General features: G+C 71.7%; 14 protein-coding genes. 9 read left to right on the top strand and 5 right to left on the bottom strand.

From position 1 onward, the window contains the following. Positions 1–313: 313 nt before the first annotated feature. Entirely contained in the window at positions 314–826 is a 513-nt protein-coding gene (gene nrdR / locus ABZ883_RS33025) for a transcriptional regulator NrdR (RefSeq protein WP_360912781.1), read from the top strand. A gap of 127 nt (positions 827–953) precedes the next feature. Continuing rightward, a complete protein-coding gene (locus tag ABZ883_RS33020; RefSeq protein ID WP_360912779.1) occupies positions 954–3884 on the top strand; it encodes a vitamin B12-dependent ribonucleotide reductase in 2931 nt (976 codons plus the stop codon). An 88-nt stretch (positions 3885–3972) separates the two neighbouring features. Here ABZ883_RS33020 and ABZ883_RS33015 read toward each other — a convergent pair whose 3' ends face one another. Further along, positions 3973–5004, bottom strand: coding sequence for a hypothetical protein (locus ABZ883_RS33015; protein WP_360912777.1), 1032 nt, complete (start codon positions 5002–5004; stop codon positions 3973–3975). A gap of 41 nt (positions 5005–5045) precedes the next feature. Beyond that, positions 5046–5450 carry a VOC family protein gene (locus ABZ883_RS33010; protein WP_360912775.1) on the bottom strand — a complete coding sequence of 135 codons (405 nt, stop codon included), beginning with the start codon at positions 5448–5450 and terminating at the stop codon, positions 5046–5048. 84 nt (positions 5451–5534) lie between these two features. On the opposite strand from ABZ883_RS33010, the gene ABZ883_RS33005 reads away from it, so the two are divergent. After that, positions 5535–6143, top strand: a complete 609-nt coding sequence (locus ABZ883_RS33005; RefSeq protein WP_360912773.1) for a YdbC family protein — start codon at positions 5535–5537, stop codon at positions 6141–6143. A gap of 39 nt (positions 6144–6182) precedes the next feature. On the opposite strand, the gene ABZ883_RS33000 is transcribed toward ABZ883_RS33005, so the two are convergent. Further along, on the bottom strand, positions 6183–6968 hold the full coding sequence (locus tag ABZ883_RS33000; protein ID WP_360912771.1) for a VOC family protein: 786 nt from the start codon (positions 6966–6968) through the stop codon (positions 6183–6185). 191 nt (positions 6969–7159) lie between these two features. On the opposite strand from ABZ883_RS33000, the gene ABZ883_RS32995 reads away from it, so the two are divergent. From ABZ883_RS32995 to ABZ883_RS32985, 3 genes are all read left to right on the top strand, one after another. After that, entirely contained in the window at positions 7160–7825 is a 666-nt protein-coding gene (locus ABZ883_RS32995; protein ID WP_360912769.1) for a histidine phosphatase family protein, read from the top strand. Positions 7826–7881: 56 nt separating this feature from the next. After that, the gene (locus ABZ883_RS32990) at positions 7882–8793 is read left to right on the top strand and encodes an ADP-ribosylglycohydrolase family protein (protein ID WP_360912767.1); all 912 of its coding nucleotides are present in this window, start codon (positions 7882–7884) and stop codon (positions 8791–8793) included. A 370-nt stretch (positions 8794–9163) separates the two neighbouring features. Then, a complete protein-coding gene (locus ABZ883_RS32985) occupies positions 9164–10621 on the top strand; it encodes a DUF4173 domain-containing protein (RefSeq protein WP_360912765.1) in 1458 nt (485 codons plus the stop codon). Between the two features lie 56 nt (positions 10622–10677). Here the strand turns inward: ABZ883_RS32985 and ABZ883_RS32980 are convergent, their stop codons facing one another. Beyond that, positions 10678–12225, bottom strand: coding sequence for an MFS transporter (locus ABZ883_RS32980; protein WP_360912763.1), 1548 nt, complete (start codon positions 12223–12225; stop codon positions 10678–10680). A gap of 113 nt (positions 12226–12338) precedes the next feature. On the opposite strand from ABZ883_RS32980, the gene ABZ883_RS32975 reads away from it, so the two are divergent. The 3 genes from ABZ883_RS32975 to ABZ883_RS32965 all read left to right on the top strand — a co-directional run bounded on the left by ABZ883_RS32975 (position 12339) and on the right by ABZ883_RS32965 (position 14435). Continuing rightward, positions 12339–12956 (top strand): TetR/AcrR family transcriptional regulator, encoded by a 618-nt coding sequence (locus ABZ883_RS32975; RefSeq protein WP_360912761.1) that lies wholly within the window; start codon positions 12339–12341, stop codon positions 12954–12956. A gap of 70 nt (positions 12957–13026) precedes the next feature. Then, positions 13027–13722: a ribonuclease HII gene (locus ABZ883_RS32970; protein ID WP_360912759.1), complete on the top strand. Its 696-nt coding sequence runs from the start codon at positions 13027–13029 to the stop codon at positions 13720–13722. Positions 13723–13781: 59 nt separating this feature from the next. Further along, entirely contained in the window at positions 13782–14435 is a 654-nt protein-coding gene (locus ABZ883_RS32965; RefSeq protein WP_360912757.1) for a hypothetical protein, read from the top strand. Here ABZ883_RS32965 and ABZ883_RS32960 read toward each other — a convergent pair whose 3' ends face one another. Continuing rightward, complete coding sequence (locus ABZ883_RS32960; protein WP_360912755.1) at positions 14436–15032, bottom strand: hypothetical protein; 597 nt, start codon at positions 15030–15032, stop codon at positions 14436–14438. Between the last annotated feature and the right edge of the window lie 170 nt (positions 15033–15202).

Here is a 15202-nt window from a genome sequence, read left to right as displayed (position 1 = left end):
CCATGATGCGCGACCCGTGACGATCCGTACACCCAGTGTGTCACTTCCGCCCCGCCGCTCCCGTGAGGCGTGGTGTCGCGTAGGCTCCCGTCCCGTCGGCGAGCGGCGACACGCGCTCCGCCGGATTGGCGCACATGACCCCCGAGCCACCAGATCTAGTGGTTGGATAGGGGGCAGGCCCCACAAGTAGTGGTCCCCGGGTCTTCGGGCCCTCCCGGATCGCCTATGCTTGTGGCTGCTTCGCGAGGCCCCCGGGGGTTCCCCGCGTCATAACGTCGTGCGCTCACCGTGGGTGAGGGAGGAGAGGGAACCGATGCACTGCCCCTTCTGCCGACACCCCGACAGCCGCGTCGTCGACAGCCGGACCACCGACGACGGCACGTCGATCCGCCGCCGCCGGCAATGTCCCGACTGCGGCCGCCGCTTCACCACCGTGGAAACGGCCTCGCTGATGGTCATCAAACGCAGCGGGGTCACCGAACCCTTCAGCCGGAACAAGGTCATCGCCGGAGTCCGCAAGGCCTGCCAGGGCCGCCCCGTCACCGAGGACGCACTCGCCCAGCTCGGGCAGCGCGTCGAGGAGGCGGTGCGCGCCACGGGCAGCGCCGAGCTGTCGACCCACGACGTCGGCCTGGCCATACTCGGCCCGCTGAAGGACCTGGACCTCGTCGCCTATCTGCGCTTCGCCTCGGTCTACCAGGCCTTCGACACGCTCGAGGACTTCGAGGCCGCGATCGCCGAACTGCGCGACCGGAGGTCACCGACCGACACCGGCGGACGGGACCGGGACGGCGCTGTCCCCTCGCCCGTCGCCGCCGCCGAGTAGCGCCGGCGGACAACTCAGATTTGCCGGGCACCCGCAGGGGTGTTCCGGCCGTGGAACAGCATCGCCGCGGGAAGATCGCGGCGCTTCAAGGCGTTTTAGATGTAATGCCTGTAATGGGAGGCGGCACATGACAGAGACGACGAGCGGCCCGGCACGGGGTTCCCGCGCCAAGTCCGGCAAGGCCGCGGGCGGCGCGGGCACGGCGCCCGCCAAGGGTCTGCGTATCGAGCGCATCCACACCACTCCGGGGACGCACCCCTACGACGAGGTGGTCTGGGAGCGTCGTGACGTCGTCATGACCAACTGGCGCGACGGCTCGATCAACTTCGAGCAGCGCGGCGTGGAGTTCCCCGACTCCTGGTCGGTGAACGCGGTCAACATCGTCACCAGCAAGTACTTCCGCGGCGCGGTCGGCACGCCGCAGCGCGAGAGCAGCCTGCGGCAGCTCATCGACCGTGTCGTGCGGACCTACCGCAAGGCCGGGGAGGACCACGGCTACTTCGCGTCGCCCGCCGACGCCGAGATCTTCGACCACGAGCTGACCTGGGCACTGCTGCACCAGGTGTTCAGCTTCAACTCCCCGGTCTGGTTCAACGTCGGCACCGCCCAGCCGCAGCAGGTCTCCGCCTGCTTCATCCTCTCCGTCGACGACTCCATGGAGTCGATCCTCGACTGGTACAAGGAAGAGGGGATGATCTTCAAGGGCGGCTCGGGCGCCGGCCTGAACCTCTCCCGCATCCGCTCCTCCAAGGAGCTGCTCTCCTCCGGCGGCAACGCCTCCGGCCCGGTCTCCTTCATGCGCGGCGCCGACGCCTCCGCCGGCACCATCAAGTCCGGCGGCGCCACCCGGCGCGCCGCCAAGATGGTCGTGCTCGACGTCGACCACCCCGACGTCGAGGCCTTCATCGAGACCAAGGTGAAGGAGGAGGAGAAGATCCGCGCCCTGCGCGACGCGGGCTTCGACATGGACCTGGGCGGCGACGACATCGCGTCCGTCCAGTACCAGAACGCCAACAACTCCGTCCGTGTGAACGCGGACTTCATGAAGGCGTACGAGAACGGCGAGAACTTCGGCCTGCGCGCCCGCATGACCGGCGAGGTCATCGAGGAGGTCGACGCCAGGGCGCTGTTCCGCAAGCTGGCCGAGGCCGCCTGGGCCTGCGCCGACCCCGGCATCCAGTACGACGACGTCATCAACCACTGGCACACCACGCCGGAGACCGGCCGCATCACCGCGTCCAACCCCTGCAGCGAGTACATGCACCTGGACAACTCGTCCTGCAACCTCGCCTCGCTCAACCTGATGAAGTTCCTCGAGGACGACGGCAAGGGCACCCAGCGCTTCGACGCCGTGCGCTTCGCCAAGGTCGTCGAGCTCGTCATCACCGCGATGGACATCTCCATCTCCTTCGCCGACTTCCCGACCCAAAAGATCGGCGAGACCACCCGAGCCTTCCGCCAGCTGGGCATCGGCTACGCCAACCTCGGCGCCCTGCTGATGGCCACCGGCCACGCCTACGACTCCGAGGGCGGCCGCGCCCTCGCCGGCGCCATCACCTCGCTGATGACCGGCACGTCGTACCGGCGCTCCGCCGAGCTGGCCGCGGTCGTCGGCCCGTACGACGGCTACGCCCGCAACGCCACCGCCCACAACCGCGTCATGAAGCAGCACTCCGACGCGAACGCCGTCGCCATCCGCATGGACGACCTGGACACCCCGGTCTGGGCCGCGGCCACCGAGGCCTGGCAGGATGTCCTGCGCCTCGGTGAGCAGAACGGATTCCGCAACGCCCAGGCCTCCCTGCTGGCCCCCACCGGCACCATCGGCCTGATGATGGACTGCGACACCACCGGCATCGAGCCCGACCTCGCCCTGGTCAAGTTCAAGAAGCTGGTCGGCGGCGGCTCCATGCAGATCGTGAACAACACGGTCCCGCAGGCCCTGCACCGCCTGGGCTACCAGCAGGAGCAGATCGAGGCGATCGTCGCCCACATCTCCGAGCACGGCAGTGTCCTCGACGCCCCCGGCCTGAAGACCGAGCACTACGAGGTCTTCGACTGCGCCATGGGCGAGCGCTCCATCGCGCCGATGGGCCACGTCCGGATGATGGCCGCGACCCAGCCGTTCCTGTCCGGCGCGATCTCCAAGACGGTCAACATGCCCGAGTCGGCGACCGTCGAGGAGATCGAGGAGATCTACTACCAGGGCTGGAAGCTCGACCTGAAGGCGCTCGCGATCTACCGCGACAACTGCAAGGTCGGCCAGCCGCTCTCCGCCAAGAAGAAGGCGGAGGAGAAGAAGGTCGACGCCGTCGAGGCAGCCGCTCCCGCCGCGGTCGAGAAGGTCGTCGAGTACCGCCCGGTCCGCCGCCGGCTCCCCAAGGGCCGTCCGGGGATCACCACTTCCTTCACGGTGGGTGGCGCCGAGGGCTACATGACCGCCAACTCCTACCCGGACGACGGTCTCGGCGAGGTCTTCCTCAAGATGTCCAAGCAGGGCTCGACCCTCGCGGGCATGATGGACGCCTTCTCCATCGCCGTCTCGGTCGGCCTGCAGTACGGCGTGCCGCTGGAGACCTACGTCTCGAAGTTCACCAACATGCGCTTCGAGCCGGCCGGTCTGACCGACGACCCGGACGTGCGGATGGCCCAGTCGATCGTCGACTACATCTTCCGCCGCCTGGCGCTGGACTTCCTGCCCTTCGAGACCCGCTCCGCGCTCGGCATCCACTCCGCCGGGGAGCGCCGCCGCCACCTCGACACCGGCTCCTACGAGCCGGCCGCCGACGAGGAGGTCGACGTCGAGGGCCTGGCCCAGTCCGCGCCGCGCCAGAGCGAGGCCCCGCCGGCCAAGCCGACGACGGCCCCCGAGGTTGTTGTGGCGGAAGTCGCGGCGACCCCGGCGCCGAAGACCGCGCACAACTCGACCGAACTGCTGGAGATCCAGCTCGGCCTCAACGCCGACGCCCCGCTCTGCTTCTCCTGCGGCACGAAGATGCGCCGCGCGGGCAGCTGCTACCTCTGCGAGGGCTGCGGCTCGACCAGCGGCTGCAGCTGAGCCCGACCGCCCCTGACGTGTCCCCCCGAAGCCCCGAGGGCTTCGGGGGGACACGTGCTTTCCGGCAGGCGGCAGGGCGCCCCCGGGGTCACTGCATGTTCGCGAGGTGGGGGTGGTCGAAGGACGTGGGGCAGCGGTAGATCTGGAGGTTGTACCCGCGGCCTATCTGGACCATCGGCGGATCGGACGGCTGCCGGAGCCCCACGGGGCCGGTGCGGTCGCGGTCCTCGAGCGGGATCCAGCTGCCGCTTCCGCCGTGCCACTCGCCGGAGGAGACGGTCAGGAGCGGCCGGTATTCTGCACCGCACGTGTCGCAGTTCAGGGGCGACGGGTCGCTGAAGCTCCACGGACCCCAGCCGCCGGTCTTCCAGCCGGGGGCGACGCCGTGCTCGTACTGGTAGTACGCGCTGCCCCGGTGGCCGGCGTCCTCCGGGTGCAGCGCGGCCCATTCGGCGCGTCCCCAGTCGAAGAGGCGCCGTGCGAGTTCGTCGGGCAGTTCGTGCGGTGCCGGGTACTCGGTGACGACCTCGGGGTGCAGCACGCAGGGCTCCGCCACGTAATTGCCGTAGTGGTCGACGTCCAGCGGGACGGGCGGCTCGGTGAGCACCTCGTGGACCTCGGAGGAGTTCCGCCAGAACAGGCGGGCCGCGGGCAGGGCGTCCTCGTGGTCGAGCGGGCACCACAGGACTTGGAGCACGTCGGCCCCGTGGGGCCCGGGCAGCCCCGGCACGTCGCGCAGATACAGCTGGGCGACCGGCAGCAGCGGATTGGGTTCGCTGTGCGGAGGGTGCCCTTCTTCCAGCGTGTCGAGGTACGCGCGCTGCTCCGCGGTGAGGAGGTCCTCCTGCGGGGAGCGGGGCCGGAGCCACGCGGCCTCCAGCAGATCGCGCCGCCGGCGGACGTCGTCCAGCGAAACGGGCGGGTCCCAGTGCTCGTGTGCGTCGTCGCACGCGGGCCAGTCCTCGCCGGCGGGCCAGAGCAGGGGACCGCCGACCGAGCTCTCGTGGACCGTCGGCCGGCCCGGCCGAGGATGCAGGCGAACGGCCTGCCGTGCCAGCGGCGCCAGTTCGGGGAACACGGCCGCGACGTCGATCGGCCGGGGCGGCGTGGTCCTCACCATCGGAACTCCTTCGGGGGCTGTCAGGCCGGCGGCTGCCGGGATCAGTACGACTGGAGTTCGACGAGGCCGCCGTCCGGCGTGCGGAGGTGGGCGGTGCGCAGGTTCGGTCCCCAGTCGGGGCGGCCCTGCGGCCCGGCGAGGACCTCGGCGCCGTGGGCCGCGAGCGTGCCCGTCGCGGAGTCGACGTCGTCGACCCGCAGCACGAGCATCGCCGTGTCCTGGACGGGACCGCGCGCGGGCAGCGACTCCGTGCCGATCGTCCGGGCGATCGCGGTGCGGGAGAAGAGGGTGAGGGCGGCCTGTCCGCCGAGGTCCCAGTTGGCGTAGCCGGCTTCCGGGAGCACCTTGACGGGCTCCGTCGCGAGCAGGTCGCGCAGGGCGGCGGTCCAGAAGCGAACGGCGGTGTCGAAGTCCTCGACGAGCAGTCGCGGGTGCAGGGCATCCATGCCGTGATCGTATTGGCTTGTCCTATGGGGTAGTTGATTTCCCTGAGGGGCGGAATGGCCGCTGGTGGGCCATAGGATGGCGCGGTGCTGGTGAAGTGGATTCGCTGTGGTGTCCTCGATCGGGCTGCTTTCGAGCGCGGACAGCGGAAATGGGCCAACGGACTCCCCGGCGAGCCGGGCTTCCGGGGGCAGGGCGGGGGCTGGAGCCGCAGCCAGCCGGGTGTCGCGCACCTTTTCGCCTTCTGGGAGGACCGCGAGTACTACGACGCCTTCATGGCCGGCCCGCACCACCGCTTCGCGACGCCGCAGGCGGACACGTACGAGAGCCTCGGAGTGAAGCTCTTCGAGCACCGCCTGGACGTCAAGATCGGCTTCCGCCCCCGTTTCGCGGACAGCGACCTGCTCAGGCTGGCCCACTGCAAGGTGCGGCCGGACCGGGCGGACCACTTCGTCCTCATGCAGCAGAAGGTGTGGAACCCGGCGATGGCCGGCTCGCCGGGCATGCTGCGCGGTGTGTTCGCCCAGGGTCCCGAGTCCGATTTCCTGACCCTGTCGATGTGGGACTCGGCCGCGGAACGCGGCAAGTACCGCGACGGCTCGGTCGCCCGGCTCTCACAGCGCGCGGAGCTGGAGGCGGACGTGCTCGCGGTCGCCGGGGACGTCGTCGACCTGGAGCAGTCCTGGTCGGTGTGAGGCCGGACGGCTCGCGCGCCGCGGCTCGCAGCCGCCGGGTCAGTCCTCCTTCGCGGGCCGGGTGATCACGGAGAAGTAGGCGCCGTGCGGGTCGCCGAGGACCGCGATACGTCCCACGTGCGGCAGGTCGAAGGGCGCCACCGAGACGCTGCCGCCGAGCTCTGCGGCCCGCGCGGCGGCCGTATCGGTGTCCTCCACGGCGAAGTAGTGCATCCAGTGCTGGGGTATCTCCGCGGGCCAGGCGTCGTTCATGAGCAGGATGCCGCCGAACGGACCGCCGCCGCCCTCCACTTCCACTTCTGTGTACGAGCTGTCGCCCGCGAAGGGATGCGTCTCGCCCGTCCATCCGAAGACGTCCCGGTAGAACGTGCGGGAGCCTTCCACGTCGCGGGTGTTGAGCTCGATCCAGCTGAACGCCCCCGGCTCGTTCAGCAGCCCCGCGCCCTTGAACCTCCCCGGCTGCCAGACGGCGAATTCCGCACCGTGCGGGTCGGTGAACTGCGCGAAGCCGCCCTGGTCGAAGACGGCCATCGGGGCCACGGATACAGCGCCTCCCGCGGCCTGCACCGCCTTGGCCGTGGCCTCGGCGTCCGGGGTCGCCATGTAGGTGATCCAGCGGGGCCCGTCGCCCTCCGCCATCACCGGCCCGACGGCGGCCACGGGCTCCCCGCGCAGGGTGAAGAAGGTGTAGCCCCCCGCCTCCGGGGGCCCCGGCTGGGACTCCCAGCCGAACAGGCCGCCGTAGAAGGCGCGCGAGGCCTCGATGTCGGGACTGCTCAGATCGGTCCAGCAGGGTGCGCCGGGTACGAACGCGGTGGTCTTCATTGCGGCCTCCAACCGGGGTGCCGGCAAGGGCTCCCTCTTCAATCCTCAGTCTGGGGCCGACCACTGACAATCGGGGCCGCCGCCTTCGGCGGGACGCGGGTTCCGCCCTGGTCAGGGGGGTCGGCCCGGCCGCGGTGCCCGGTGGGCGGACCACCGTGCCCGCGCGGGGGTGCACGAATTACAGTGAGGCCATGGCTCGACCGCGTCGCATTGTGCTCATCCGTCATGGGGAGTCCCAGGGGAACGCCGACGACACGATCTACGAGCGGGTCCCCGACCACGCGCTCAACCTCACCCTCAAGGGCGAGGAGCAGGCCCGTGCCGCGGGCGAGGAACTGCGGGGGCTCTTCGGCGACGAACGGGTCCAGGCCTTCGTCTCCCCGTACCGCCGCACGCACGAGACCTTCCACCTGCTGGGACTCGACCCGCGCCGCACCCGGGCCAGGGAGGAGCCCCGGCTGCGCGAGCAGGACTGGGGCAACTACCAGGACGCAGAGGACGTGCAGCGGCAGCGCAAGGCCCGGGACGCGTACGGCCACTTCTTCTACAGGTTCGCCCAGGGCGAGTCGGGCGCGGACGTGTACGACCGGGTCGGGGCGTTCCTGGAGACGCTCTACCGGGCCTTCGACAAGCCGGAGTTCCCGCCGAACGTGCTCCTGGTGACGCACGGGCTGACCATGCGGTTGTTCTGCATGCGGTGGTTCCACTGGACGGTCGACGAGTTCGAGTGCCTGTCCAATCCGGACAACGGCGAGTTCCGCGTGCTGCTCGCCGAGCCGGACGGCCGCTACCGGCTCGACCGGCCCTTCGCACGCTGGCGCACCACCGTCTCCGACCTGGCGAGATACCACGAGTGATATTGCGCACAGGACGATTGACCGCGATGACACGGGATGTCAGAGTTCTGGGCGCCATGACCGCTGATCCTGCTGATCCTTTTGATTCCTCGCGCTCCCGCGCGCTCGCCAGCCTGCGCGGACTCGCCGTCGGCGACGCCCTGGGCTCCCAGTTCTTCGTCCCCGCGCACTACCCCGCGCTGCAGAGCGGCACGCTGCCGGCCGGGGTGTGGCAGTGGACCGACGACACCGAGATGGCCTGCTCGGTCCTCGCTGTCCTCTTGGCGCACGGCGCCGTGGACCAGGACGCGCTGGCCGCGTCCTTCGCCGCCCACCACGACTTCGACCGCGGCTACGGCCCCGCGGTCAACCGCATGCTGCGGCTGATCCGGCAGGAGAACTGCGACTGGCGCGCCCTGGCCGCCGAGATGTTCAACGGTCAGGGCTCCTGGGGCAACGGCGCCGCCATGCGCGTCGCGCCGCTCGGGGCGTGGTTCGCGGGCGAGCCGGAGAAGGCCGCCGAGCAGGCGGAGCTGTCCGCGTACACCACCCACCAGCACCGCGAGGCGGTCGCCGGCGCCATGGCGGTCGCCGCTGCCGCCGCCCTGGTTGCCGCGCCCGGCGCCCCGGCCGATCCGGCCGCCCTGCTCACGTCCGTCGTCGGGCTCCTGCCGCGCAGCGCCGTCCACGCGGGGCTGCGGCGCGCCGTGGACATGCTCGACTACGACGACGTCGCCACCGTCGCCGCCGTTCTCGGCTGCGGCCGGCGCACCAGCGCGCACGACACGGTCCCCTTCGCCCTGTGGGCCGCGGTCCGGGGGCTCGGCGACTACGAGCGCGCGTTCTGGACCACCGCCCGGGCCGGCGGTGACGTCGACACGACCTGTGCCATCGTCGGCGGCATCGTCGCGGCCCGCGCGGACGGCGAGCCGCCCCGGGCGTGGCAGGAGCGCTGCGAACCGCTGCCGGAGTGGCTGTCCGCCGCCTGAGCGCGGCGGAAACCCTTCCACTGTCACGGCCCTGTCACAGACGGGCCCGGAAGCTCCTTGGCGCCTGTCCGCCCCCGACCACGGCGCATAACCTGTCGGCCACGCCGCCCCGGTGATCTTCCCGGGCGCTGACCAGCTCCGGTCCCGCGCCGCGTCATCGGCATGCGGCCGGTGGGGAGGGGTCCTCTTGTCCGACGTACCGAAAGGCGCCGCGCCGCAGCGGCCGCCGCACAGCACAGCGCACTCCGCCCGGCCGGCGGCCCATCCGGCGCACCCACCGGCCCGCCCGGGTGGCCACGTCCCGGTGCAGCCGCATCCGTGGACGCCGCCGCCCCCTCCGCCCCCGCCGCAGTGGATCATCGACAGCCGTGTGAAGGCGCCGTCGGCCGTGCCCGCCGCGGTGCTGTGGACCGCCCTCTGCAACGGTCTGGTGGCCGCCCTGCTCCTGCGTGACGGCATCGGCGTCAACCTTCTGCTGACCGCACTGCCGGCCGCGCTCGCCGCCGGTGTCGCGGCGGTCGTGCGGGGCCGCCGCCCGCGCGCGTGGACCCTGGTGTGGGCGGTCACCGCCCTCGGCCTACTGCTCGTCCCCGCGCTGCGCGACGCCGGCTGGCCGGCCTTTCTCGCGGTCCTCGCCTTCTTCGCCGTGGGTTCGCTCGCCCTGCACGGCGGCCGCCGCTGGCCGGGAGTGCTGCTGGGCGGCCTCGGCGTGTGGGCGTCCGTGGTGCCCGGTATCGGCTGGGCGCTGCGCGGCCTGCGCGAGCGCACCGCGGGCAACCGCCGGCGCTGGCTGCCGATGGCCAAGGCGGTCGCGGTCGCCGTCGTCCTGGTCGTCGTCTTCGGCGCGCTCTTCGCCGGAGCGGACGCCGCCTTCGCCGACCTGCTCAGCGGCATCGTCCCCGACATGACGCTCGGCGACTTCCCCCTGCGCGTCGTGATGTTCGTCCTCGGCGTGCTGGGCGCGCTCGCGGCCGCGTACACGGCCGCGGCGCCGCGCCGCTTCGACCGCGTCAAGGTCAGGCCGGGCCGCGCCCGCGGCCGGGCCGAGTGGGCGCTGCCGCTGGTCGTGCTCGCCGTGCTGTTCGCCGTCTTCAACGCCGTGCAGCTCACCGTGCTGTTCGGCGGCTACCAGAAGGTGCTCGCGGAGACCGGGCTGACGTACGCGCAGTACGCCCGGCAGGGCTTCTGGCAACTGCTGATCGTCACCCTGCTGACCGTCGCGGTGATCGGCCTGGCCCTGCGCTGGTCGCCGCGGGGCACGGACGGCGACCGCCTGCTGGTGCGCTCGGTCCTCGGCGCGATCTGCGTGCTGACGCTGGTCGTGGTCGCCTCCGCACTGCGCCGCATGGAGCTGTACGTGGGCGCCTACGGGCTGACGAGGATGCGGATCTCGGTGGCCGGCATCGAACTGTGGCTCGGGCTGCTGATCGTGCTGATCATGGCGGCCGGGGTGTTCGGCGCCCGCTGGCTGCCGCGGGCGGTGGTGGCGAGCGCGGCCGTCGGCTTCCTGGTCTTCGGCCTCTCGGGCCCGGACGCCCTCATCGCCGAGCAGCAGGTCACCCGCTACGAGAACACCGGACGCATCGACCTGGTCTACCTCCAGGACCTGTCCGCCGACGCGGTCCCGGCGCTGGACCGACTGCCGGAGCCGCAGCGCTCCTGCGCGCTGCAGATGCTGGCCTACGACCTGCGCGGCGGCGGCGATCCCTGGTACGCCAGGAGCCTCGGCGAGAGCCGGGCCCGTTCGGTGCTGGCCGCGCGCCCGGTGGACCCCTCCGACGTCTGCTCGCGGGCGGGAGTCGAGGGGTACCTCATCGAAGTGCCCTGATAGGGCCCGGCCCACCGCCGCCCCGGCCTCCCCTCGGGCCGGGCGGCGGGGTGCCGTCAGGCGGCGGGTGGCCCCGCCGTGCCGCTCAGCGCCTCCAGGTCGCTCCTGCGCACCCGGATGACGAACAGCGCGGTGGTCAGGGCCAGTACGACCAGTGCCACGGCGGCGTACAGGGCGGTGGAGATGCCGTGCGCCAGCACCTCGTGCGACCAGGGAGCCGGCAGTTCGCGCGTTCGCAGGAACTCCGCCTTCTGCGCCGGGGTCGCCCCGGCGAGGAAGTGCGGCACCGTCTCGGTCGCCTGGTCGCGGCTCGCGGTGCCGAAGACCGTCACCAGGATCGACAGGCCCAGCGAACCACCCACCTGCTGCATGGCGTTGAGCAGCCCGGAGGCCGCGCCCGCCTCGTGCTGGGCGACCCCGGAGACGGCGGTCAGTGTCAGTGTCACGAAGTTCAGGCCCATGCCGAAGCCGAAGATCACCATCGGGCCCAGCACACCCCCCACGTAACTGCTGCCCGGGTCGATGAAGGTCAGCCAGGCCATGCCGATGCCGGCCAGCGTCGAGCCCGCGACCAGGAAGGGCTTGGGCCCGAGCACCGGCAGGAAGCGGGTGGAGAGTCCCGCCCCCGTCACGATCGCCACGGTGACCGGGAGGAAGGCGAAACCGGCCGCGATGGCGCTGTAGCCGAGCACGTTCTGCACGAAGAGGACGATGAAGAAGAACATCCCGAACATCCCCGCGGCGAGGCTCAGCATCATCACGTAGGTGCCGGAGCGGTTGCGGTCGGCGAACATCCGCAGCGGGGTGATGGGTTCCTTCGCGCGGCGCTCGATCAGGACGAACGAGATCAGCAGCACCACCGCCGCGCAGAACGCGCCGATCGTGAGCCCGTTCCGCCAGCCCTGGCTCGCGGCCCGGATGAAGCCGTAGACCAGCGAGGCCATGCCGAGGGTCGACGTCACCGCGCCGGCGATGTCGAAGCGGCCGGGATGCCGCTGCGACTCGTTGATCCAGCGCGGCGCCAGGAAGGCGATCAGCAGGCCGATGGGCACGTTGACGAAGAACACCCAGCGCCAGTCGAGCCAGTCGGTCAGCATGCCGCCCGCCAGCAGGCCCACCGCGCCGCCGCCCGCGGAGACCGCGGCGAAGACGCCGAACGCGCGGTTGCGCTCTGGTCCTTCGGGAAAGTTCGTGGTGATGAGAGCGAGCGAGGTGGGCGAGGCGATCGCGCCGCCGACACCCTGCAGGGAGCGCGCCGCGAGCAGCTGCCAGGGCTCCTGGGCGAAGCCCCCGAGGAGGGACGCGAGCGAGAACAGCAGGATGCCGAAGACGAACACCCGGCGGCGGCCCAGGATGTCGCCGGCCCGGCCGCCGAGCAGCAGCAGGCCGCCGAAGGTGAGGGTGTAGGCGTTGAGCACCCAGGACAGGTCGGTCGTGGAGAAGGAGAGCGCGCCCTGAATGTGCGGGAGCGCGATATTCACAATCGTGGCGTCCAGCACGACCATGAGCTGGCAGGCCGCGATCACGGCGAGGGCGACACCCGGCCTGCCGCCGCGTCGCGCGGCACCGGGCGGGCGTGGTGAGGTGAGTTGCTCAGTCGTCACAAGATCCCCCAGACGATGACTAGTGAACGGCCGCGTTCACTATGGACGACAGTAGAGTGGGTCTGTTAGTGAACGCAAGCGTTCACTAGAAGCGAGAAAGCCGAGAAGGTGCCATGGTCATGTCGCGCAAGGCGGCAACGGAGCCGTCCAAGCAGGTCGCGCCGCGCCGCCGCGGTCCGGTGCTCGAACGGGCCATCCTCACAGCGGCCTTGGAGCAGCTGAGCACCGTCGGCTGGCGGGGGCTGACCATGGAGGGCGTGGCGTCCGCCGCCCAGACCGGCAAGGCGGCCGTCTACCGCCGCTGGCCGTCCAAGCAGGCCCTGGCCACCGACGCGCTCCAGGCCGCGCTCCCCGCCGTCCCCGATGTGCCCGACCTCGGCAGCCTGCGCGAGGACCTGCTCTTCCTGGTGCTGAGAATGCGCGAGGCGATGTACTCGCAGAGCGGACTCGCCCTGCGCGCCGTCATCGACGAGTCCGACCACGAGACCGCGCACTGCTTCGTGCGGATGGTCGTCGAGGGCGTCGTCGAACCCACCAAGCACCGCATCCTGGAGGTCGTACGGCGCGGAGTGGGGCGCGGTGAAGTGCGCCCGGACGCCACCGGGGACATCGTCGCCGACGTCGTGCCCGCCCTGATGATGTACCGCTCGAAGATGGGCGGACGCGAGATCTCCGAACACGACCTCGTGGAGGTCGTCGACCAGGTGATGCTGCCCCTGCTCCGGCCCTGACGAGGCGCGTGCGGGCACGCGGGACCCGGCCTCGGACCGTGCCGCGCGGAAGCGTAGGGTGGGCCCTGTCATGGTTCGTGAACCTCCCACCCACAGCGTCGAGCGCTCGTTGCGCGCGACACTCGGCGCCAAGGTCGTCGCGGGCGTCGACGAGGTCGGCCGGGGGGCCTGGGCCGGACCGGTCACCGTCTGCGCGGCCGTCACCGGACTGCGCCGGGCGCCGGACGGGCTCACCGACTCCAAACTCCTCACCGTCAAGCGCCGGGGCGAACTCGCCGCCGTGCTCGACGGTTGGGTGAGCAGCTATGCCCTCGGCCACGCCTCGCCCGAGGAGATCGACGAGCTCGGGATGACGGCCGCACTGCGGCTCGCGGCGACGCGTGCCCTGGAGGCCCTGCCCGTACGGCCCGACGCGGTCATCCTCGACGGCAAGCACGACTACCTCGGCGGCCCGTGGCGGGTGCGGACGGTCATCAAGGGCGACCAGTCCTGCGTCGCCGTGGCCGCCGCGTCGGTGATCGCCAAGGTGCGCCGGGACGCGATGATGGCCGAACTGGGCGTCGACTATGCTCCGTTCGGTTTCGGCGACAATGCCGGGTACCCTTCGCCGGTGCACCGTGCCGCGTTGGCGGAACTGGGGCCCACCCCCCACCACCGGCTGTCCTGGGCATATCTCGATACGCTGCCGCGTTGGCAACACCTGAAGAAAGTCCGGGAGACCGTGGAGGCGGGGGAGACAGGTGAGCAGCTCGGCTTCGATTTCTGAGCCGAGTTGTGACCTACCCGCCGATGCGCTGTTCCGGTGCATTTGATAGACATCAGCACATGCCTCTCATCCCCGAGGAGCCTCAGATTCACGAGAGTGTCCCGGGTTCTCGCGTAGCCCCGGCCGCCGGCCGGTCCGCGTCGACCCCCCGCCCCGTACCGGCCCCCGGCCCCCGTCCCGCGTCCCCGCGTCCCGCGCCACCGCGCGGCGGCACCGCGGGCAGTGCCCGGCCCGGCCGCCCCGGCCCCGCCCGCGGTCCGGCCGTTCCGCCGCAGCCGCGGCCGCCACGGGAAGCCGAGGTCGCACCGGCCGACTCCGCCGACGCGGCAGCGCAGATCCAGCTCATCCCGGCTCCGGTCGAGGGCGCGCTCGACGCCGCCGACGAGGCCGTCGACCTGCTGCTCGACAGCGGTCGGGCACCCGGCGAGGTCCTGGTGCTCACCACCGGCGAGCAGCACCCCTGGGCCGCCCACGAGCTGAGCTTCGGCGAGGCGTCCTACTGGGCGCAGCACGACGCCGGTGACGACGTCTTCTACGCGGCTCACGACGCGGAGCGCGCCCAGGGCCGTCCGGTCGTGGTCGTCGCCGTCAACGGCGGCTCGGACGAGGTCGTGGCCGCGCTGCTGCCCTTGGCGATGCGGCGGGCCGGTGCACTGCTGATCGTGTGCGGCGACCCCCAGCGGATCAACGGGCTGCTCGGCGCGAGCGCCTGATCAGCGGGCCGCCGCGCGGCGCAGGGCCGGTGTCCCCCCGGGACGCAGGGCCGCTGCGCCGTGCTGTTCGCCTGACCAGGACGAGGCGTTGGGAGTGCGCCCGACCCGGGCCTCGCCGTACACGCGCCAGCCGTCCTCGGTCAGGGTGATGTAGGAGCCGGGGCGCAGTCCGTGCAACGAGCACGCGTCCCGCAGGCCCCATGCCCACGCACCGTCCGCCTCGGTCCACTCGGCGCCGCCCTCCCGGCACACCAGAAGCACGGTGGTGCGCACCGGCGTACGCCGCCGCAGGTCGTCCGGGGTGACCCGGCGCAGGTGGGACAGGATCGCGTTGCGGCGCTCCCACCCGTCGACGACGCCCTCGCGCTGGGCGAACGAGGCACTGGCCGTCAGCCGTCCGTCGGGCGAGAGGACCGCGATCACCGCCGTGCCCGGGGCGGGGAGGTGGCGCTCGTGCAGGTCCTTGACCACGTCGCGAGGGCTGATCAGCAGCGGGAATCCCGAGGCGATCCACTCGGCCGGTTCCAGGGTGCGAACCCGGCGGGCGGCGCGGGAGGACGTGCCGGAAGTGGTCTCCGGAGCGAAGCCCATGGCCACGATCCTCCCTTCGGGTATGCGTCCGAGACCGGGTGCGCGGGCGCATGCCGGTCGGGGGGCTCGAGGAGCCGAACGGGGAACGCCCCCAATTCTCGCTGGCGCACTCGCGAGCGGCAACGGTCAATTGGTCGATGTGCCGGTTATCGCGCCGTCCGCCGCATAGATCCCCG

This window comes from Streptomyces sp. NPDC046977 (assembly GCF_040644455.1).
In the GTDB taxonomy this organism is placed as follows: domain Bacteria; phylum Actinomycetota; class Actinomycetes; order Streptomycetales; family Streptomycetaceae; genus Actinacidiphila.
The sequence above is the reverse complement of the archived record's forward strand: the minus strand, read 5'-3'. Positions and strand labels throughout refer to the sequence as shown.

Coding starts and splice junctions, on each gene's coding strand:
- ABZ883_RS33020 (WP_360912779.1), top strand. CDS start 954: ATGACAGAGACGACGAGCGGCCCGGCACGGGGTTCCCGCGCCAAGTCC.
- ABZ883_RS32990 (WP_360912767.1), top strand. CDS start 7,882: ATGACCGCTGATCCTGCTGATCCTTTTGATTCCTCGCGCTCCCGCGCG.
- nrdR (WP_360912781.1), top strand. CDS start 314: ATGCACTGCCCCTTCTGCCGACACCCCGACAGCCGCGTCGTCGACAGC.
- ABZ883_RS32965 (WP_360912757.1), top strand. CDS start 13,782: ATGCCTCTCATCCCCGAGGAGCCTCAGATTCACGAGAGTGTCCCGGGT.
- ABZ883_RS33015 (WP_360912777.1), bottom strand. CDS start 5,004: ATGGTGAGGACCACGCCGCCCCGGCCGATCGACGTCGCGGCCGTGTTC.
- ABZ883_RS33000 (WP_360912771.1), bottom strand. CDS start 6,968: ATGAAGACCACCGCGTTCGTACCCGGCGCACCCTGCTGGACCGATCTG.
- ABZ883_RS33010 (WP_360912775.1), bottom strand. CDS start 5,450: ATGGATGCCCTGCACCCGCGACTGCTCGTCGAGGACTTCGACACCGCC.
- ABZ883_RS32970 (WP_360912759.1), top strand. CDS start 13,027: ATGGTTCGTGAACCTCCCACCCACAGCGTCGAGCGCTCGTTGCGCGCG.
- ABZ883_RS32975 (WP_360912761.1), top strand. CDS start 12,339: ATGGTCATGTCGCGCAAGGCGGCAACGGAGCCGTCCAAGCAGGTCGCG.
- ABZ883_RS32995 (WP_360912769.1), top strand. CDS start 7,160: ATGGCTCGACCGCGTCGCATTGTGCTCATCCGTCATGGGGAGTCCCAG.